Source organism: Chryseobacterium sp. R2ACT005, assembly GCF_049949215.1.
Taxonomy (GTDB): domain Bacteria; phylum Bacteroidota; class Bacteroidia; order Flavobacteriales; family Weeksellaceae; genus Chryseobacterium.
In genome coordinates, this window is record NZ_CP188192.1 from 4529051 (window position 1) to 4549068 (window position 20018).

Annotated in this window: 18 protein-coding genes; 16 read left to right on the top strand and 2 right to left on the bottom strand. The window is 37.2% G+C overall.

Annotated features, from left to right (window positions below; all coding sequences use genetic code 11):
• Positions 1 to 5: 5 nt before the first annotated feature.
• The 12 genes from ACPF63_RS20740 (at position 6) to ypfJ (ending at position 14740) form a co-directional block, all read left to right on the top strand.
• Entirely contained in the window at positions 6 to 3065 is a 3060-nt protein-coding gene (locus ACPF63_RS20740; RefSeq protein ID WP_426481148.1) for a TAT-variant-translocated molybdopterin oxidoreductase, read from the top strand.
• Between the two features lie 25 nt (positions 3066 to 3090).
• On the top strand, positions 3091 to 4488 hold the full coding sequence (gene nrfD / locus ACPF63_RS20745; RefSeq protein ID WP_077413369.1) for an NrfD/PsrC family molybdoenzyme membrane anchor subunit: 1398 nt from the start codon (positions 3091 to 3093) through the stop codon (positions 4486 to 4488).
• Positions 4475 to 4996: a DUF3341 domain-containing protein gene (locus ACPF63_RS20750; RefSeq protein ID WP_047376185.1), complete on the top strand. Its 522-nt coding sequence runs from the start codon at positions 4475 to 4477 to the stop codon at positions 4994 to 4996. The genes nrfD and ACPF63_RS20750 overlap by 14 nt, the downstream gene beginning before the upstream one ends.
• 1 nt (position 4997) lies before the next feature.
• Positions 4998 to 5672 carry a c-type cytochrome gene (locus ACPF63_RS20755; RefSeq protein WP_426481149.1) on the top strand — a complete coding sequence of 225 codons (675 nt, stop codon included), beginning with the start codon at positions 4998 to 5000 and terminating at the stop codon, positions 5670 to 5672.
• Positions 5673 to 5680: 8 nt separating this feature from the next.
• Positions 5681 to 7012 carry a hypothetical protein gene (locus ACPF63_RS20760; protein WP_047376181.1) on the top strand — a complete coding sequence of 444 codons (1332 nt, stop codon included), beginning with the start codon at positions 5681 to 5683 and terminating at the stop codon, positions 7010 to 7012.
• A gap of 161 nt (positions 7013 to 7173) precedes the next feature.
• Positions 7174 to 8190, top strand: coding sequence for a hypothetical protein (locus ACPF63_RS20765; RefSeq protein ID WP_426481150.1), 1017 nt, complete (start codon positions 7174 to 7176; stop codon positions 8188 to 8190).
• 164 nt (positions 8191 to 8354) lie between these two features.
• Positions 8355 to 9554, top strand: a complete 1200-nt coding sequence (locus ACPF63_RS20770) for a hypothetical protein (protein WP_426481151.1) — start codon at positions 8355 to 8357, stop codon at positions 9552 to 9554.
• A gap of 3 nt (positions 9555 to 9557) precedes the next feature.
• On the top strand, positions 9558 to 10094 hold the full coding sequence (locus ACPF63_RS20775) for an adenine phosphoribosyltransferase (protein ID WP_426481152.1): 537 nt from the start codon (positions 9558 to 9560) through the stop codon (positions 10092 to 10094).
• A 243-nt stretch (positions 10095 to 10337) separates the two neighbouring features.
• The gene (locus ACPF63_RS20780; RefSeq protein WP_426481153.1) at positions 10338 to 11045 is read left to right on the top strand and encodes a tetratricopeptide repeat protein; all 708 of its coding nucleotides are present in this window, start codon (positions 10338 to 10340) and stop codon (positions 11043 to 11045) included.
• Between the two features lie 3 nt (positions 11046 to 11048).
• Positions 11049 to 11567 (top strand): 6,7-dimethyl-8-ribityllumazine synthase, encoded by a 519-nt coding sequence (gene ribH / locus ACPF63_RS20785; RefSeq protein ID WP_034734563.1) that lies wholly within the window; start codon positions 11049 to 11051, stop codon positions 11565 to 11567.
• A gap of 164 nt (positions 11568 to 11731) precedes the next feature.
• Entirely contained in the window at positions 11732 to 13810 is a 2079-nt protein-coding gene (locus ACPF63_RS20790) for an LTA synthase family protein (RefSeq protein ID WP_426483236.1), read from the top strand.
• Positions 13811 to 13876: 66 nt separating this feature from the next.
• Complete coding sequence (gene ypfJ, locus ACPF63_RS20795) at positions 13877 to 14740, top strand: KPN_02809 family neutral zinc metallopeptidase (RefSeq protein ID WP_426481154.1); 864 nt, start codon at positions 13877 to 13879, stop codon at positions 14738 to 14740.
• A gap of 64 nt (positions 14741 to 14804) precedes the next feature.
• On the opposite strand, the gene ACPF63_RS20800 is transcribed toward ypfJ, so the two are convergent.
• Both ACPF63_RS20800 and ACPF63_RS20805 read right to left on the bottom strand, forming a co-directional pair.
• Entirely contained in the window at positions 14805 to 15662 is an 858-nt protein-coding gene (locus tag ACPF63_RS20800) for a GLPGLI family protein (protein WP_426481155.1), read from the bottom strand.
• Between the two features lie 11 nt (positions 15663 to 15673).
• On the bottom strand, positions 15674 to 16597 hold the full coding sequence (locus ACPF63_RS20805) for a GLPGLI family protein (RefSeq protein WP_426481156.1): 924 nt from the start codon (positions 16595 to 16597) through the stop codon (positions 15674 to 15676).
• 214 nt (positions 16598 to 16811) lie between these two features.
• Here ACPF63_RS20805 and ACPF63_RS20810 point away from each other — a divergent pair, with 214 nt between their 5' ends.
• The 4 genes from ACPF63_RS20810 (at position 16812) to sufC (ending at position 19948) form a co-directional block, all read left to right on the top strand.
• A complete protein-coding gene (locus ACPF63_RS20810) occupies positions 16812 to 17141 on the top strand; it encodes a HesB/IscA family protein (protein ID WP_027372006.1) in 330 nt (109 codons plus the stop codon).
• A gap of 83 nt (positions 17142 to 17224) precedes the next feature.
• Complete coding sequence (sufB, locus tag ACPF63_RS20815) at positions 17225 to 18673, top strand: Fe-S cluster assembly protein SufB (protein WP_077413359.1); 1449 nt, start codon at positions 17225 to 17227, stop codon at positions 18671 to 18673.
• 6 nt (positions 18674 to 18679) lie between these two features.
• Positions 18680 to 19186, top strand: coding sequence for a GNAT family N-acetyltransferase (locus ACPF63_RS20820; protein ID WP_426481157.1), 507 nt, complete (start codon positions 18680 to 18682; stop codon positions 19184 to 19186).
• Between the two features lie 18 nt (positions 19187 to 19204).
• Positions 19205 to 19948 carry a Fe-S cluster assembly ATPase SufC gene (gene sufC, locus ACPF63_RS20825; protein ID WP_077413357.1) on the top strand — a complete coding sequence of 248 codons (744 nt, stop codon included), beginning with the start codon at positions 19205 to 19207 and terminating at the stop codon, positions 19946 to 19948.
• Positions 19949 to 20018: the final 70 nt, after the last annotated feature.

Consider the following 20018-nt stretch of genomic DNA (forward strand, 5'->3'; position numbering starts at 1 on the left):
TATAAATGGCTTCAAACAAAATACAATTCAGAAGTATTCATGAACTTAAAGACCCAGCTTTAAATGGTAAGCTGGCTCTTAAAGAGTTTCAGGAAGAAATTCCGGTAGAAGATTTCCTTGGAGATGCTGAGAAAAACGGATCAAGTACTTCAAGAAGAGATTTCCTTAAATTGCTAGGATTCTCTACAGCAGCAGTTACTTTAGCTGCCTGCGAAGCTCCGGTAATCAAAACGATTCCTTATGTGGTAAAGCCGCATGATATTATTCCGGGAGTCCCTAATTATTACGCTTCAACATATTTTGACGGTTTCGACTTTGCTAGTGTTTTAGTAAAAACCCGTGAAGGTAGACCCATCAAAATTGAACCAAATCCAGCTGGTGGCGATTTAGGTAAAACTAACGCAAGAGCTCAGGCAAGTGTACTTTCTCTTTATGATAATGATAAAGTAAAGCAGCCTAAACTAGACGGTAAAGACGAAACTTTCGATAAAGTAGACAGCTTCGTTATTAAAGGTTTAGAAGAAGCTAAAGCGTCTGGCAAAAAGATTGTGGTTTTATCACACTCTTTTGCTTCACCAACTTTCAAAAAGTTATTCGCTGAATTCAAAGCTAAATATCCTACAGCTGAATTAGTAACTTATGATGCTTTCCCTTACTCTGCAGGATTAGATGCAGCTCAGGAAGTATTCGGACAAAGAGCATTGCCTGTTTATGACCTTAAAGGTTCTGAATTGGTAGTTGCTTTCCAGGCTGATTTCTTAGGAGACTATAACGCTTCAAGCTTAGAAACTTCTTATGCAGCAGCTAGAAAACCGGGAACAAGCATGTTGAGACACATCCAGGTGGAATCTAACCTGTCATTAACTGGTGCTAATGCTGACTCAAGATACAGATTAAAACCAAGTGCTGTAAATAAAACATTAGTTGAAGTTTACAATGCAATCGTAGGTGCTGGTACTTCTGATAAGACTGCAACTGAAATTGCTAACGAATTGAAAGCAAAAGGAAGCAAAGCTGTTGTTTTTGCTGACGGTTCTAAAGGAGCACAGGTTTTAGCACACTTAATCAACCAGAAATTAGGTTCAGTAGCTTTCACAGGTAAAGCAAACTTACTGAAAGAATTTAACGGTGCAAGATACCAGGAATTCCTTGGATGGGTAAACGGTGGACAAGTTGGTGTATTAGTTACAAACAACGTAGACCCTATCTACTCTCATCCAAAAGGAGAAGATTTCAAAAAATCTTTATCAAAAGTTCCTTATGTAGTTGCAGTAGCAGATAAGAAAAATGAAATGTACAAAGCAGCGAAAGCTGTAATTCCTGTAGCTAACTGGCTAGAGTCTTGGGGAGATATCGAACCACAGACAGGGGTATATTCATTGATGCAGCCTACCATCCAGAAAATCTACAAATCAAGACAGATTGAAGAGTCTCTATTGGTTTGGAAGAATGGTAAAAACAATGCCGCAAACAATTACTACGATTATTTAAAAGCAAGCTCAGCTTCACTTTTAGGTAGTACTTCTTTCAACAAAGCATTGTACAACGGTATCAATGCTTCTACAAACACAACAACTTTATCTTATGCAGGAGGAAATGCTGCACAGGCTATTGCTGAACTAGGAAACTTTAAAGCTTCTGAATTAGAATTAGTATTATACACTAAGACTTCAATGGGAGATGGTACTCAGTCGAACAACCCTTGGTTGCAAGAATTACCTGACCCAATTACAAGAATGTCTTGGGATAACTACCTTACAATTTCTCCTAAAGACGCAGAGAAGTTTGCAATTGACAACGATCTTAATGCAAGAATGCAGTTAGATGGTTCTATTGTAAACCTTACTGTAAACGGAGTTAAAATAGAAAACGTTCCTGTATTTGTACAGCCAGGACAAGCTGAAGGATCTGTAGGTCTTGCACTTGGTTATGGTAAGAAAAACTCAGGAGCAACTGCAGATACAGGGGTAAACGCTTATCCTTTATTTGATGGTTCTAACCTTGCTCTTTCAGGTGTTAAAATAGAGAAGACAGGAGAAGACCACGAATTTGCAGGTATTCAGCTTCAAAATACATTAATGGGTCGTTATGAAATCGCTAAGGAAGTTCCTTTAGCTGAATTCATTAACGTTGCTTTTGATGATGAGCACAAGGGATGGAATAAGCCTTTGGAATACCACACGATCAGTGGAGCACTTCCAGCGAGAAAAATCGACCTTTGGGATGCTTTCGATGATACGGATGGACCTCACTTCAACTTATCTATCGACTTGAACTCTTGTACTGGTTGTGGAGCATGTATTATTGCTTGTCAGGCAGAGAACAACGTTCCTGTAGTAGGGAAAGAAGAAGTAAGAATGTCAAGAGATATGTACTGGTTAAGAATTGACCGTTACTATTCATCAAGACAAAAGGTAGAAGTATACGAAGGATTGAAAGAAGGAATGGCTGTACCAGAATTGTATGGTACTGCGTTCGGAGACGGAGGTGCATTAAACCACCCTGCAGACAACCCGGATGTAATCTTCCAACCTGTAATGTGTCAGCACTGTAACCACGCTCCATGTGAAACTGTATGTCCGGTAGCGGCTACTTCACACGGTAAGCAAGGTCAAAACCATATGGCTTACAACAGATGTATCGGTACAAGATATTGTGCAAACAACTGTCCGTACAAAGTAAGACGTTTCAACTGGTTTACTTATAACCTAAATGACAAGTTCGATTTCAACATGAACAACGATTTAGGAAGAATGGTACTTAACCCGGATGTAGTTGTAAGAACTAGAGGGGTAATGGAGAAATGTTCAATGTGTATCCAAATGACTCAGAATACTATTCTTGAGGCTAAGAAAGAGGGAAGAAAAGTGAAGGATGGAGAATTCCAGACTGCTTGTTCTAAAGCTTGTTCTACCGGAGCAATGACATTTGGAGACATGAATGATAAAGATTCTGCAATTAGAGAGCAATATGCATCTAACAGAAGATATTATTTACTAGAGGAGATCGGCACAAAACCAAACGTGTTCTATCATACTAAAGTAAGAAACAGAGTAGAAAATTAAAGTTTAAATAATAAATAGGTAAAAAATGTCAGGACATTACGAAGCTCCGATAAGGGAACCTCTAATTATTGGTCACAAAACTTATCACGATATTACAGAAGATATCGCACGACCTATCGAAGAAAGAGCAGGTAAATTATGGTGGATCTCATTATATGCTGCACTAGTTCTATTCCTCTATGGATTCGGCTGTATCGCTTACACTATCGGGACAGGTATTGGAGCATGGGGGCTTAACAGAACTATTAACTGGGGTTGGGATATTACCAACTTCGTATGGTGGGTAGGTATCGGTCACGCCGGGACCCTAATCTCCGCAGTATTATTATTATTTAGACAGAGATGGAGAATGTCTGTAAACAGATCTGCAGAGGCGATGACGATCTTTGCGGTTGTACAGGCAGCAATCTTCCCTGTAATCCACATGGGTAGAGTTTGGGTTGGATACTGGGTATTCCCTTTACCAAACCAATTCGGTTCTCTTTGGGGGAACTTCAACTCTCCTCTACTTTGGGACGTATTTGCGATCTCGACGTATTTCTCAGTATCAACTGTATTCTGGTTCATGGGACTTATCCCTGACTTTGCAATGATCAGAGATAGAGCTAAAACTCCTTGGACGAAGAAAATTTATACATTCCTAGCATTCGGTTGGGGTGGTAAAGCAAAACACTGGCAAAGATTCGAAGAACTTTCTTTGGTTCTTGCAGGTTTGGCAACTCCACTTGTATTCTCAGTACACACTACCGTATCTTTTGACTTCGCAACTTCAGTTATTAAAGGATGGCACTCAACAATCTACCCTCCTTATTTCGTAGCTGGTGCGATTTTCTCAGGATTTGCAATGGTACAAACACTATTGTTAATTGCAAGAAAAGTTTGTCACTTAGAAGACTATATTACAATGTATCATATCGAAATTATGAACATCGTAATCGTTCTTACAGGTGGTATGGTAACTGTAGCTTATGCTACTGAATATTTCATCGGATGGTACTCAGGATCTAGATTTGAAGATTTTACATATCTTTCTCCAGGTGCTGCTGTAGGACCTTACTGGTGGGCATTCTGGTCATTGATCATCTGTAACCTTGTGATTCCTGCTTCTTTCTGGTTCAAAAGAGCGAGAACGAACATTATCTGGACATTCATTGTTGCATTAATCATCAACATCGGTATGTGGTTTGAGCGTTTTGATATCATCGTTATCAACCTTTCAAGAGACTACTTACCAGGATCATGGACAATGTTTAAGCCAACGATCATTGATGTGGGTGTATATTTAGGAACTATCGGATTCTTCTCTGTTTTGTTCTTATTATACGCAAGAACATTCCCTGTAATTGCACAGGCTGAATTAAAATCGATTCTGAAAATTTCAGGTGAAACTTATAAAGCAAAAGAAGGAGATGAGCACCACTAAAATTGTATACGGACTTTATGCTGACGACGACGATTTAATGAACGGCGTTAAGGCATTCAACGATAAAGGAATCGCTATAAACGAAGTGTATACTCCGTTTCCGGTTCACGGACTAGACAAGGCTTTAGGGTTAAAGAAAACCAGAATTTCTGATGCCGCATTCTTATATGCTCTTTACGGTGTTACTATCGGTGCTACTGTAACTTGGTATGTGATGAATCATGACTGGCCACAGAATATCGGTGGTAAACCAGCTTTTGACTGGGCACACAACATGCCGGCATTCGTAGTTCCAATGTTTGAATTAATGGTATTCTGTGCTGCTCACATGATGTCTTTAACTTTCTTGGTTAGAAACAAAATGTATCCGGGAGCTCCTGCTCAGAACCCAGACCCGAGAACTACTGATGATAAATTCATGATGGAATTTGTAACTGAAGATGTAGAATCTGTAAAACAGTTGCTTATTGAAACTGGAGTTGAAGAAATAACTGTTAAAGACGCTTAAAATGAAAAAGAATGTATTAAAAATTACAGCGGTTTTAGGTTTAACAACGGTTTTACTTAACTCTTGTGGACCAAAGGACAATACTCCGCTGGTATATTTCCCGGATATGTATTTTCCGGTAGCTTATGATCCATTGATGAAAGCACAGGATGCTTATTCAGATCATGAAAATGAAATTCCTGCTTTTGTTAAAAATAGTGGCGCAACAGGTCTTGCTCCAGTAGAAGGATCTGTTTCTCAAAATAAAGATGGCGTTTTTGAAGAAAGCTTACTACCTAAAAATGTTGACGAGTACAACGCTGGGTATGATGCTTCTAAAAAACTTACAGTATCTCCTCTAAATCCAGCTAATGCAGCAAAGGATATTGAAAGAGGAAAAATCTTGTTTGATCACACTTGTGCGGCATGTCACGGAACAGGAGGTGATGGACAAGGACCTATCGTACAAAGTGGGGCATTCTCCGGAGTACCCAACTATGCAGACAGAGAAATTACTGTAGGATCTGTTCATTATGTATTAACAAACGGTAGAAATGCCATGGGATCTTATGCGGGACAACTGAACGCAGGAGACAGATGGAGAGTAGCATTGTATGTGATGAGTGCTTTCAAAAAAGGAGCAGCTACAGCGGCGGCACCAGCAACAACTGAAACGACTACCGAAACTAAAAAATAAGAAAAGAAATGTATAGTTTTTCACCAAAATTAAAATCAACTTCTATAATACTTCTTGTTGTAGGTTTAGTTCTTTTCGGTATTGGTTTCTTTATGAACAAAGGAATTTCTACTGAGAAAATAGAACAAATGATGGAAGCTGTTCATGCTTCTGGTCATGATGCTCCTACACACTCAAGTGAAATGGTTGGACCACAGGATCACGCAGCTCATTTAGAGCATGCTGAGCTTCAGGTTCACAACCAGCCATTAGCATCGCTGCACTTTGTAGCAGTCTTTTTCTTTGGAGTAAGTTGCGCTGTACTGTTCTTCTACTGTATTCAGCACGCAGCTCACGCAGGATGGCCAATTATCATCACAAGAGTAATGGAGGCTATTGCTTCTTATATTCCTTACGGTGGTGCAATCCTGGTTATCCTGATGATCTTAAACATCACTCATAATGGTCATTTATTCCACTGGATGGACCCTGAATTGACAAATCCAGAGTCTGCTCATTTTGACGTGATCCTATTTGAAAAGAAAAGATTCTTAAATATTCCTTTCTATGCAATAAGAACTTTAATCTATGTGATTGGTGCTTCTTTCTTTGCTTGGAAACTGAAAGCTCAGTCTAAAAAAGTAGATGAGACTAAATCTAAAGTTGAGTATCAATTCCTTTACAGATGGGCGGTAGGTTATATCGTATTCTTCGGATTTGCTTCTGCAGCTTGGGCTTGGGACTGGTTGATGTCTATTGACCCTCACTGGTATTCTACAATGTATATCTGGTATTCAATGGTTAGCTGCCTTTCAAGTGGTATTGCTGTAATCATCTTATTAAGTGTTTATCTTAAGAAAAATGGTTTCTTACCACAGTTCAATGACAACCACTTACACGATTTAGGAGTTTTCCTTTTCGCTACAAGTATGCTTTGGACATATACATGGTTCGCTCAGTTCATGCTTTACTGGTATGCAAACGTTCCGGAAGAGGTTAACTACTTCTTCGGTAGATTCCAGCACTATGGTACAACGTTTTTACCAATGCTGATTGTAAACTTCTTATTACCACTATTGGTATTAGTAAGCAGCAGCATCAAGAGAAACTACAAAGTAGTTACCACAATGGCAGTAGTAGTTATCTTAGGACACCTTTTAGATTACTTCAACATGGTAATGCCGGGAACGGTAGGACCATACTGGAACACTCCTGAAGTATTCTTGTTAATCCTGGGAGCAGTTCTATTCGTAGCTGGATTATTTATGTTTACTGTTCTTTCAGCTTTATCTAAACTGAAGTTGATTCCTACAGGAAACCCATTCTTACACGAATCCGAAATTTATGAGTATCCTTTCTAAGGACTTGTAACAAAATAAAATTATAAAAGACTGATTGTTTAACGATCAGTCTTTTTTTATGCAGTGACGTCAATAAGAATTTTCAGGCAACCATTTTCTGTTTTTCTCGTCTCTATATAGAAGTCTGTTTTTACTATTAACGCCAAAAACAAAATACTGCAATGAAAAAAATTCACTTTGTTTACCTTCTGTTCATTTTGATCTCCGTATTCACAAATGCACAGGTTATTACATTTGTTTCTGAAAAAAATAATAATCCTCTTCCCAGAGTTTCCGTATTTGGCAAAGACGGAAGCATACTCGCCTACTCTGATATTGATGGTAAGATTGACAAGCAATCGCTGTCACCTGCCCAAGAAAAGTTTCAGCTGGTTTATAATAATTTTCCGGTTGCCACCCTATCCTATTCCGATTTTGATCAGCCAGTCATTAAAATCAATGACCAGGTGAAAGAAATTGAAACAGTTGTTATTAAAAATAATAAGCCTGCCAAATACATTTTCATCAAAGGAAATTTTAATGCTTATGTAACGGTGAACAATAAACTGAATAGTTATGCAGACGGAATTGTAACCTACATTTTTGATAATAAATCCAAAAAACTAAAAAGTACCAATGTAGAACAGTACAGAATTTTCAGGCTGGCAGAATCTAAAAATGAGAAAAAAGAAACTTCAAAATGGGATTATAGCAATTCTCTGGAACTGCCCAAACTTAAAAATGTTGGAAACCCGGAAGAATATAAAACAAAAAGAAATACCGTTAAAGAGTTGAAGGGTGAACATAAAGATCAAATAGAGATTACTGGTGCAGCCCTTCAGGATAAAGAATTTTCATTCTTTGGATATAGATTTTACGATATAAAAACAATTTTAAACATGTCTTTTGAAAAAGGATCTGAAAAAACCCTGAAAGATTTCCTGGAATATAATGAACTTGTTTTTGTAAAATTGAAACATAAAAGTGAACCCAATTACAATCAGATAACACTTTATACTAATTTTTATCCAACAGAACTTAATTTCAGCAATGACAATGATATTGAGAAAGTGAAGTTTGATAAAGACAACAGTAATTACAAAACATCCTACTGGCAGGATTCGTCATTTCCTAATATGCAGACTATTTTCAGCAGCTTTTTCAAAGGCGATCTAAAAGAACAAACCAATAAAAAATAATGAAAACTCTGTTCCGGAGTACTAAATATCTCAATTGAATTCTAAAATTAAAAGAACAGCATCCATTTCCGGAAAAAAATAATAAATAAGCAAAAAACATAAAGTAAAAAATAAAATCCAGTATTAATAAAGGTTTTATTAAATTTGCAACAAACCAAATAAAAATGAAAAAGTTTTCTTTTCTACTTGTTTTCAGTCTGTTGCTTTTTACAGCATGTAAGAAAGATCATGTAGATGCTACGAATACTAAAACACTGCAGTCAAGTATCAATGATATGACTTCCAGTTTACCTACCATTAAACAGATTAAGTTTAATGAGGCTCTTTATATCCTTAAAACATTTGGCGTAGAAGCTGATGGTGATATAAACGAGCTAAAAGCCCTTGGAAAACTGATCAATGGAAAAAAAGTTCCTGAAATTATGTCCCTTGCAGACGAAGTTGCGCAGAAAAACGGAATAGAATGGGCCAGTACTGCCCCGCCATCACTCGGAGAAATGAACATCTTCGGAGATGATAAAGCCAAAGAAAGCGATCCTAATGACGTAAAAGCAGGATCATTAAGCCTTATTACAAGACCTACAGGCGATGACGGTTCCGGAGCTCCTACTGCCATTCAAATTGTACCAAGACTTGTAGATGCAGCAGGAAACCCGGTATCTTTCACAGGAGCAGGTCTGGAAGCAACCCTTGAAGTATTCAGTAACGGAGTAAGACTTGCTACCGCTAAAAACCTGATGCAGGATAATAACTTTAAAGGATTCAACTTGAAGTTCTCCTCTATTCCGGCAGCAAAAGTGGTAGATAACAAAATCGACATCACAGTTTCTGTAAAAACAACTGCGAAAACTTTCAAAATGTCAAAAATCGGTCTTGATGTGAATGCAGCAGCTCTGAAAGTTCCTGCCATTCCTAAAACTGATACAACAGCCGTAACAGAACAGCCAAGCGCAGTTATTGATCCAAACAATCCAACAGCAACTACTGGAACCCCTACAGATCCTGCTACTGCTACTCCAACGGCACCAGCTACGCCAAAACAGCCGACTGCTGATCCTAAAAATACAGTAAGCAAATTTTTGAACAGCGTAAGTTCACAGAACTTAAAAGCGGCTTACGATACATCGAGCAATCCAAACTGGGGAAGCTATGAATCTTTCTCTAATCCTAATTCAGGTTTTGGAGCTGTGAAAAATGTAAGCGTAAAGAATATTACAACAAGTGGTACTACAGCCAACAGTGCAAGCGTAAATGCTACCTATGATGTAACAGATAAAAGCGGTAAGACAACTTCATTGAAAGTAACTTTCGGGCTTAAAAATGTAAACGGTGACTGGAAAATTTCCAGCTATAAAATCAATTAATAAATGGCTTCAGCAGAACTGATCAAAAAACTAGAAGAAACAATTGAAAATATTCCTGATTTTCCGATTCCTGGAATACAGTTTAAGGATATTTCACCCATTTTTTTAGATCCGAAACTTTATGAAGATGTGATTGCAGATCTTGCAGCCTTCAGTAAAGGAAAAATAGATGCAGTCTGCGGAATCGAAAGCCGTGGTTATTTGTTTGGAATCGCTATTGCCGTAGCATTGGAAGTTCCGTTCATTCTGATCAGAAAAGCAGGAAAACTACCTCCTCCTGTCATTTCAGAAAAATATGATCTGGAATATGGAAGTGCTATTATTGAAACCCGTGAAGGACAAATAAAGCCAGGACAAAAAATTTTGATTCATGATGATCTTTTAGCAACCGGAGGAACTACTGAAGCAGCAGCTAAATTGGTAGAAAAACAGGGCGCAACTGTTTCCCAATTCAGTTTCCTTATTGGCTTAAAAGATTTGAATGGTGATGAAAAATTGAAAAAATTTGGTGCAGAAGTGTATCATGTTTTAGGATATTAAGATTGATCCTAACAAGATTAAGATATATGCTTCGACTCCGCTCAGCATGACAACGCTAATAATTTACTGTAAGATTAGAACAAGTAGTATTAGAAGTGTCATGCTGAGCCTGTCGAAGCATCTTTTTTTAATAAATTCATCATTCCCGATTAGCAATTCACAAAATTTCATCAATAATACTCAGAAAGTATTTTGTAAATCTCTCAGAAACAATTAAATTTGCATTTCAATTTTTAAAAACTTATGGCAAAATTGGGAAAGAGTGCTCAGAACGAGCAAGAAGGTAAAGAAACGGTTGAGTTCTTTAAAGACCTTGACAGAGAAGCTTTAAACACTGAAAGATTTGTTGAAAAATATTCAAAACCTCTAGGTTTTGTATTTGGAGCATTAATTTTAGCAGTGTTAGGATTCTTCGCTTACAAGCAATTTATAGTTGCTCCAAAGAACGCTGAAGCTGTGAAAAGTTTCCTTTCTGCTCAAAAAAGTCTTACTGAAGGTAAGGATAAAGATGCTTTGGGTGGAAAATCTGCAGCTAACCCAGGTTTTGTAGGTACATATAACGAATATTCTTCTACTAAAATCGGTAAACTTTCATCTTATAATGCAGGTTTATTGAAGTTCAAAGAAGGAAAATTCCAGGAAGCTTATGATCTTTTAGACCAGTTTTCATCTGACAACAAAACTTTAGTAGCAATGAAATTCGGAGCTATGGCAGATGCAAAATCAGGTCTTAACAAAAACGATGAAGCTTTAGCTTTATTAGACAAAGCAGCAACCGCTTCTGATGATCCGTATACAGCATACTATTTCACAAGAAAAGCAGGTATCGTTGCTTTAGGATTAAAGAAAAATGCAGAAGCTAAAAAATACTTCTCTGCAATTGATGAGAAATATCAGGACTACGACAACGGAATGTCTGATTCTTATATTGAAATGACTAAATATTACTAAAAAATGGCAACAGTTAATCTTTCCGATTACAAGCCACTTCATATAACTAATGCCGAAGATTTTTCTATCGGCATTGTTTTTTCTGAGTGGAATGATTTTGTAACGTACAATCTTCGTGATGCAGCTTTGGAAATTCTTGAAAAAGAAGGGGTAAAACCTGAAAACATCAAACTTTTCCCTGTTCCGGGAGCCTTTGAACTCAACTATGCAAGCATGCAGCTTTGCAAAGAAAGAAAATATGATGCAGTAATTTCTATCGGGTGTGTGATCCGTGGGGAAACACCTCATTTTGACTATGTGTGTTCTGCAGTAGCACAGGGAATCAAAGACTGTAACATTATGACTGACACCCCTACTATTTTCTGCGTATTGACAGATGATACCAAAGAGCAGTCTATCGCAAGAAGCGGTGGTGATCTTGGAAACAAAGGTGTAGAAGCAGCTGTTACCGCTTTAAGAATGATTGATTTCAAAAAGAAATTATCTGACAAAAAAGGAAATATCGGTTTCGGACACTCTTAACCTCAGATTACCTTAACAATATATTGGGACTATTTTTAATAGTCCTTTTTTATTGGGTATTTTAAATCACAAATCTTACTAATAAACAGGATGTTTTTGTTTTTTTCTATCAAAAGTTCTATACAAAAACTATCTTTGTGAAAACTAATAAAGACAGTAAATACATGTTTTTAAGAAAAATAAAACCGTTCCTATATTTAGGAGTTTTCTATCTTATTATTTCATTGATAATAAGAACAGTATTCTTTTTTCACCCTATTACCACAGCTAGCTTTGGGTTTTTCGAGGTCGTAAAAGTCTTGTTAATAGGCTTGGTGAATGATATTTTTGTATTCGTTCTTGCCAGTTCTGTTCTCGCGCTTTATTTTCTCTTCCTTTCCAATTCAAAATATAAAAAACCTTACGGCTACATTATTTTGGGCGCAATGGTCTTATTCTTCCTTTATATATGGCTTGTTCCTAACAATATTTTCAAGCAATATGGAGGTTCTATCATGGAGGTAGCACTTGTTTTTGTTGGAATAAAAACCCTTTTCTTCGGATTGATGCTTTTCCTTCCGACCCAAAGAACAAAGATTCGTAACACTCTATATTTCATTACATTATTATTATATGTTCTTCTGATTATTTTCAATGGAGTAAGTGAATACTTCTTTTACAATGAATTCGGAGTTCGGTATAACTTTATTGCAGTAGATTATCTGATATATACCAATGAAGTTATTGGAAATATCATGGAAAGCTATCCTGTCGTTCCGTTATTTTCAGGGATAATGATCGTTACACTTACCATCACATGGTTCATTTATAAGAAAACAAAAGATGAGCTGCTGGAGCTTCCGGATTTTAAACAAAAAATGGTTCTTCTGGGGAGTTTCATGGTACTTTGCGCCCTTAGTGCACTGGCGATCCCGTCTCTGATGCAAATGAGGTCAGACAATGTTTTTGCAGACGAAATTGAGGCCAACGGACTTCCAAAGTTCTACTGGGCTTTTACTCATAATGAGCTGGATTACTTCCAGTTTTATTCACAGATCAATCAACAGCAGGCCGAAAAGAATTTTCTAAGTCAGTATCCACAGCAGACATTATCAAGAAATATTGTTGCTGAGCAACCTGAAATGAAGAAAAACGTTGTATTGATTTCTATTGAAAGTCTTTCCGCAGATTTCATGGAACATTACGGCAACACACAAAAAATTACTCCTTTCCTTGACAGCCTTGCAGAGAAGTCATTGATGTTTACCAATCTTTATGCTACCGGAAACAGAACAGTACGCGGTCTGGAAGCTTTAACATTGTGTATTCCACCGACAGCGGGAGAAAGTATCATCAAAAGAGATGATAATAAAAACAAATTTACAACCGGGAATGTATTCAAATCTAAAGGCTATGATGTTAAGTTTTTATATGGCGGATACAGCTATTTTGATAATATGCAGGATTTCTTTAGTGGAAATGGCTACGGAATTGTAGACCGAAATAATTTTAAACCTGAAGAAATCACTTTTGCCAATGTTTGGGGAGTTGCTGATGAAGATATGGCAAAAAAAGCGATTCAGGTGATGAATACTGAAGCAAAATCAGGGAAACCATTTTTCAATCACTGGATGACGGTTTCCAATCACAGACCTTTTACTTATCCTGACGGAAGAATAGATATTCCGGGAACAGCAAAATCTCGTGAAGGCGGTGTAAAATATACCGACTACTCTCTTAAATTATTCTTTGATATGGCTAAGAAACAAGACTGGTATAAAAATACTGTTTTTGTTATCATTGCAGACCACTGTGCATCGAGTGCCGGGAAAACGGAACTTCCGATGGATAAATACAGAATTCCTGCGATGATCTTTTCAGAAGGGTTTGTTCAGCCTCAAAAGTTTGATGGATTAATGTCTCAGATAGACGTAATGCCAACCGTTTTGGGACTTTTGAATTTCAGTTATCAGTCTAAATTTCTTGGACAGGATGTCTTCAAAAAAGAATTCCAACCTAAAGCTTATGTAGCAACATATCAGGATCTTGGATTTATAAAAGACGGGCGTCTTACCATTATTTCTCCGGTAAAAAAGGTAAAACAATATTCTTTGGAATTGGAAAAAAGCGATCTGGCCCCAGCTTTTAAGCTGTATTACGACGAAAAATTATTAAAAGATCCAGACCAAAAACTGGTGGATGATGCCGTATCAGCATATCAATCTACCTCCTACTGGCTAAAAACGAAACAACTTAACAGATAAATATCTAAATATTTTTAGCATAAAGTTTGGCGTAAAATATTTAAATTAACGAATAAATTTATTACTATGAAATGGACAGACGACAGAGGCGGAAACGTTGATGACCGCCGTGGTTCCGGAGGAGGAAATGGTGGTATGATTGTAGGCGGAGGACTCGGAACTTTAATTATAGCAGCCATTGTATTCTTTTTGGGAGGTGACCCATCCGGTATTTTGAATTCCGGCAGTATGCAGTCTTCCGGAAATTCCAGTGAGCAAAGAGAACTTACAGCCGGTGAAAAACAAATTGGGGAAATGGTCAAAATGATGGATGCATGGAATAGCCAGACCTGGAATCAGATTTTCACTGAAAACGGAATGACCTATACCGATCCGGGTATTGTTCTTTTCGAAAATACAACTTCTTCAGCATGTGGTACAGCGCAATCTGCCATGGGACCTTTCTATTGCCCGGCTGATCAGAAAGTATATATGGACATGAGTTTTTTCGGTGAGCTTCAGCAAAAATTCGGAGCTAAAGTAACAGAATTTACGGTAGCTTATGTTCTTGCCCACGAAGTAGGACATCATGTTCAGACACTGTTGGGAACCACTCAAAAAGTAGATGCGTTAAGAAGAAGTGGAAGATATTCTGAAGAACAGATGAACAGAGTATCTGTGGCTACAGAATTACAGGCTGATTTCTATGCCGGAGTTTGGGCTAAAAAGACAAATGACAGCAAACATATACTGGAACCTGGAGACATTGAGGCTGCCATAGATGCTGCAGAAGCCGTTGGAGATGACAACATTCAGAAAAGAGGTCAGGGATATGTCAATCAGGAAAGCTTTACTCACGGATCATCTGCACAGCGTAAAGAATGGTTTATGAAAGGCTACAACACAGGAGATATCAGACAAGGAGATACTTTCAACCAATTATTAAAATAATTTATCAGAATTATTCAGACTATACAAAATAAAAAGCGGTCTTACTTTAAGGCCGCTTTTTTATTTATTGCAATTCTATAGGATTAGAATTTTTCTTAGCTTCTTCTTTTACCCTTTCTTCCATTCTTTTTCTCATATCGGCAGGATTCTGATTTCCACCACCGCCTCCAGGACCTCTTCCACCGCCACCGACTCTCATTGGAGATGCTATACCTCCGGAACTTTGGTTCATAAATGACATAGGATCAGTCTTAAATTTTTGCTGTTGTTTTAAATAATCTGATCTTTTTACTTTCAAAGTATTTCCAAACTGATTCAAAGTAGGAAATTCCGTGATTTTGTAGTTTTTCATTAAATCAAAAGAATAATCTCCTTTATCATCTTCTACTTTTACAATCAACCCCGGAAGTCCTCCAAACTTGTAAGGTCCATCCTGATAAGGAAGATCTGTTGTAAACCATGCTGTCCATTTTCTGCCTCCAAAATCAGTTTCGGCCTTCTGAACTTTATATTCACCTATTTTTCTTGTTTCTGATTCAATTTTCCAATTTAATGGTCTGTCTTCTTCATACGAATAGAGATCACGGCCAATTCTGTCTTTAAAATACGTCTTTTGGTTTGTTTTATCTTTTTCTATGGAATAATTGATATTAGTTCTCAAGCCTTCCATCTGATCTCTGTTGATACTTCCTCTTCCGCCTCCGCCCTGAAATGCTTTTTGCATGATGGAATCTCTTTTAATCCTGTTTTCCGAATAAAACACAGACTTTTCCGGAGAAATATCCAGGTAAGCATTTTCTGTCTTAATATCCGTTTTATTTTCGGCATCAGGCTTCATAGTCACCTGATACACAAACCTGTTTGTCTGTGCAGAAACATTCTGTATGAAGAGTGCCAATGCGATAATACCTAATTTTTTCATTTATATTTTCTTTATTTTAATTCAATTGGGTTCTGGGCTGTGCCCGTAAAGGAAGGAACATCTACCGATGAGCCTTGTGACATAGAAGAACTCTGGTTTTCACCACCCATTCCACCTCTATGCATCCCGCCACCTTTCATTCCTCCTCCATTCATACCACCGCCGTGCCTTCCGCCGCCGAAATTCATATTTCCGCCACCGTTATTTCCCGCCATAGCATTTCTGTTTTTACTAAATTCAAGTTCCAGGGCCGCTTTATCACCATGAAAATTAACTCTTGTACTTTGCTTGGCATCAGCATTTATCTGTTCTTTAAAAGCATTTTTAACGATAATCTTTTTAACAAGATCAAATTTATAGTCTCCTTTGTCATCTTCCAGTTTTACAATCAGTCCTGGCAATCCTGAGAACTTATAAGGTCCGTCCGACAAAGGAATATCTTTTGTGAACCATCCTGTCCATACTCTTCCTCCAAATTCTGCAACTGCTTTTTGGGCTGAATATCCATTTTGTTTTTCAACCACATTGGTCACTTCCCATTTTACAGGTCTGTCTTCCTGATAATAAATTTGTTTTCCAGCTGCCTTTTCATAATAATACACTTTTTGGTCCGGAATACTCTTTGTAATAAAATATTCAAAAAAAGTAGGTTCAAAATGTTTTCTTCCTTCTTGTTTTGAAAATTCTTTTTCCTCTTTTTTATTTTCTTTCATTTCTGATCTCAGAGCAGTAAAAAGAGAGTCTCTTATCAATTTATTTTCACTGATAAATAAGGATCGTCCTTCCTTAATATCCAGAAAAGTTCTTTCACTTTTCATACTTACCAGATTGATAGAATCTGGGTTTACCAGCGTTTCATAAACATATCTGGTGGTCTGTCCATAAGACAGTGCGGTGAAAAACAATACAAAAAAAATTATTATTTTTTTTCCCATTACCAATTTTATTTATAGATAGGAAATATGATTCAAGGTTAAAATCAGAAACAGAATCTTCCGTATCACGATAAGAAATTTATCTAATTTTAACATAAATCATGCTTTTCAAAATCGCTATTAATATAAGAATCATTAAAATAGATATCTTCGATTTGAGATTGCGGAAATTAGTTCGTATTTTTGCATCATTAAATCATTCTAAATAAATACAATGATAAAAGTATCAGACTATGCAAAGGAGAAAGCTATCCAGTTGATGACTGAAGATGGCTTTAACCCTGCTGAAGATTATATAAGAGTAGGGGTGAAAAGCGGCGGATGCTCTGGTTTAGAGTATGTTTTAAAGTTTGATAACCAAAAAACAGACACAGATCAGATTTTTGAAGATAATAACATCAAAATTATTATAGATAAAAAATCCATCCTTTATTTGGCAGGAACAACTCTTGAGTATTCAGGAGGATTGAACGGAAAAGGGTTTGTTTTTAACAACCCGAATGCATCCAGAACATGTGGATGTGGAGAATCATTTAGTCTTTAGAGAAAAGACATTAGATACTAGATAACAGATATCAGAGCCATTCTGAATGCTGAAATCTACCATCTGAAATCTAAAAAATAATAATGAGTAAATATACAGAAGACGATTTAAGGGTCGATCTAGAAAATAAAAAATATGAATTCGGTTGGGAAACGAAGATTGATTATGAAGATTTCCCGATCGGTTTAAATGAGGATATCATCCGTGCGATCTCTGCTAAAAAAGAAGAGCCGGAATGGATGACTGAATGGCGACTGGAATCTTTCAAAATCTGGTTGAAAATGGTAGAGCCTAACTGGGCGAATATCAAGTATGAGAAACCGGATTTTCAAGCAATCCGTTACTATGCTGCACCTAAAGTAAAGCCGGAACTGGCAAGTCTTGACGAAGTAGATCCTGAATTATTAGCAACTTTTGCAAAATTAGGGATCAATATCGAAGAGCAAAAAAGACTTTCAGGAGTTGCCGTAGATATCGTAATGGACTCAATTTCTGTGAAAACTACTTTCCAGGATACATTGGCAGAGAAAGGAATTATTTTCTGTTCAATCTCTGAGGCCATTAAAAACCACCCTGATTTAGTAAGAAAACATCTTGGAAAAGTAGTTCCGAGAGGAGATAATTTCTACGCAGCATTGAATTCCGCAGTTTTCTCTGACGGAAGTTTCTGTTATATTCCCAAAGGCGTAAAATGCCCAATGGAGCTTTCCACTTATTTCCGTATCAACCAGGCAGGAACAGGACAGTTTGAAAGAACACTTCTTATAGCTGATGAGGGAAGTTACGTTTCTTATCTTGAAGGGTGTACAGCACCATCAAGAGATGAAAACCAGCTTCACGCTGCGGTAGTGGAACTGATCGCTTTGGACGGAGCGGAGATCAAATATTCTACAGTTCAGAACTGGTATCCTGGTAATGAAGAAGGTAAAGGAGGGGTATTCAACTTTGTAACGAAGAGAGGACTTTGCGAAAGAAATGCAAAAATCTCCTGGACTCAGGTAGAAACAGGTTCAGCAGTAACATGGAAATATCCTTCTTGTATTCTGAAAGGAGATAATTCTATTGGAGAGTTCTACTCTATTGCGGTAACCAACAACCACCAGTATGCAGATACAGGAACGAAAATGATCCACATTGGAAAGAATACCAGATCAACGATTATTTCCAAGGGTATTTCTGCAGGAAAATCTCAAAACTCATACAGAGGACAGGTGAAAGTAATGCCTTCAGCAAAAGGAGCAAGAAACTTCTCTCAATGTGACTCTTTATTGATGGGTAATGAATGTGGAGCTCACACTTTCCCATATATTGAAATCAAAGATCCTACTGCACAGTTAGAGCACGAGGCAACGACTTCAAAAATCGGGGAAGATCAGATTTTCTACTGTAACCAAAGAGGTATTGATACGGAAAGAGCAATTGCTTTGATCGTGAATGGTTTCAGTAAAGAAGTTTTGAACAAGCTTCCAATGGAATTTGCTATTGAAGCACAGAAATTACTTGAAATTTCATTAGAAGGTTCAGTAGGATAAGAAAATATGATAGCTACAGAAAGATTAATTTTAAGAAAACCTACAAAAGAAGATTTTGAAAGATTCTTTGAAATTAATCATGATCCTCAAACCAATATTCATAATCCAAGCGGACCAATGAGTTTTGAAAAAGCAGAAAGCACATTTACAAGAATGCTTGATCATTGGGAAAAGTACAGTTTTGGAGGCTGGGTGATTGTTGAAAAGGATGATCCAGAAAATATAATAGGTTTTGGAGGATTGAGCTATAAACTCTACGGAGAAGAAGAAAAATTGAATTTAGGCTATCGTTTTGCTTCCGAGGCATGGGGGAAAGGATACGCCACAGAATTCACAAAGAAAGCTATAGATTTTGGGTTAAACGAAGACAGTAAAGAAGAAATATTCGCCATTGTCCGTCCCAGTAATATAGCTTCTGTTAAAGTATTGGAAAAGGCAGGTATGATACAAATCGGGACACTGAATGATGTCCCTGGTCAACCTGAAAGTTTAGTATATAGAATTCAAAAATAATTTGTTTAAGCAAATAAAATGTTAGAAATTAAAAACCTTCACGCCAAAATTGAAGATGGCGCAGAAATATTAAAAGGTATTAATCTTGAAATAAAGCCAGGCGAAGTTCACGCGATCATGGGGCCGAACGGAGCTGGGAAATCTACCCTTTCTTCTGTAATCGCTGGTAAAGAAGATTACGAAGTGACTGGTGGAGAAATTCTTTTCCAGGGAGAAGATATCGTTGAAGATGCTCCTGAAGATAGAGCTCACAAAGGAATTTTCCTTTCTTTCCAGTATCCAGTGGAAATTCCGGGAGTTTCTGTGACAAACTTTATCAAAGCTGCTTTGAACGAAACAAGAAAAGCAAACGGACTGGAAGAAATGCCGGCAAAAGAAATGCTTGCATTAATCCGTGAAAAATCCGAAAAACTGGGTATCAAGAAAGATTTCCTTTCAAGATCATTAAACGAGGGATTCTCAGGAGGTGAAAAGAAAAGAAATGAGATCTTCCAGATGATGATGCTTAATCCTAAATTGGCTATTCTTGATGAAACTGATTCCGGATTGGATATTGATGCTTTGAGAATCGTTGCAGATGGGGTAAATCACTTTAAAAATGAAGGAAATGCAGTTCTTTTGATTACGCACTATCAGAGATTGCTTAATTATATTCAACCTGACTTCGTTCATGTTTTAGCAGATGGAAAAATCATCAAGACCGGTGACAAATCTTTAGCATTAGAACTTGAAGCAAAAGGTTACGACTGGCTTCTTAACTAAGAAGAAAATATATTATTTCAGAGATTATAATTTTCGCAGTTATTCATAAACCCTGTAAAAATAAGAATCT

Coding starts and splice junctions, on each gene's coding strand:
- ACPF63_RS20765 (WP_426481150.1), top strand. CDS start 7,174: ATGAAAAAAATTCACTTTGTTTACCTTCTGTTCATTTTGATCTCCGTA.
- ACPF63_RS20820 (WP_426481157.1), top strand. CDS start 18,680: ATGATAGCTACAGAAAGATTAATTTTAAGAAAACCTACAAAAGAAGAT.
- ribH (WP_034734563.1), top strand. CDS start 11,049: ATGGCAACAGTTAATCTTTCCGATTACAAGCCACTTCATATAACTAAT.
- ACPF63_RS20800 (WP_426481155.1), bottom strand. CDS start 15,662: ATGAAAAAATTAGGTATTATCGCATTGGCACTCTTCATACAGAATGTT.
- nrfD (WP_077413369.1), top strand. CDS start 3,091: ATGTCAGGACATTACGAAGCTCCGATAAGGGAACCTCTAATTATTGGT.
- sufC (WP_077413357.1), top strand. CDS start 19,205: ATGTTAGAAATTAAAAACCTTCACGCCAAAATTGAAGATGGCGCAGAA.
- ACPF63_RS20780 (WP_426481153.1), top strand. CDS start 10,338: ATGGCAAAATTGGGAAAGAGTGCTCAGAACGAGCAAGAAGGTAAAGAA.
- ACPF63_RS20810 (WP_027372006.1), top strand. CDS start 16,812: ATGATAAAAGTATCAGACTATGCAAAGGAGAAAGCTATCCAGTTGATG.
- ypfJ (WP_426481154.1), top strand. CDS start 13,877: ATGAAATGGACAGACGACAGAGGCGGAAACGTTGATGACCGCCGTGGT.
- ACPF63_RS20790 (WP_426483236.1), top strand. CDS start 11,732: ATGTTTTTAAGAAAAATAAAACCGTTCCTATATTTAGGAGTTTTCTAT.
- ACPF63_RS20805 (WP_426481156.1), bottom strand. CDS start 16,597: ATGGGAAAAAAAATAATAATTTTTTTTGTATTGTTTTTCACCGCACTG.
- ACPF63_RS20750 (WP_047376185.1), top strand. CDS start 4,475: ATGAGCACCACTAAAATTGTATACGGACTTTATGCTGACGACGACGAT.
- ACPF63_RS20755 (WP_426481149.1), top strand. CDS start 4,998: ATGAAAAAGAATGTATTAAAAATTACAGCGGTTTTAGGTTTAACAACG.
- ACPF63_RS20775 (WP_426481152.1), top strand. CDS start 9,558: ATGGCTTCAGCAGAACTGATCAAAAAACTAGAAGAAACAATTGAAAAT.
- ACPF63_RS20760 (WP_047376181.1), top strand. CDS start 5,681: ATGTATAGTTTTTCACCAAAATTAAAATCAACTTCTATAATACTTCTT.
- ACPF63_RS20770 (WP_426481151.1), top strand. CDS start 8,355: ATGAAAAAGTTTTCTTTTCTACTTGTTTTCAGTCTGTTGCTTTTTACA.
- ACPF63_RS20740 (WP_426481148.1), top strand. CDS start 6: ATGGCTTCAAACAAAATACAATTCAGAAGTATTCATGAACTTAAAGAC.
- sufB (WP_077413359.1), top strand. CDS start 17,225: ATGAGTAAATATACAGAAGACGATTTAAGGGTCGATCTAGAAAATAAA.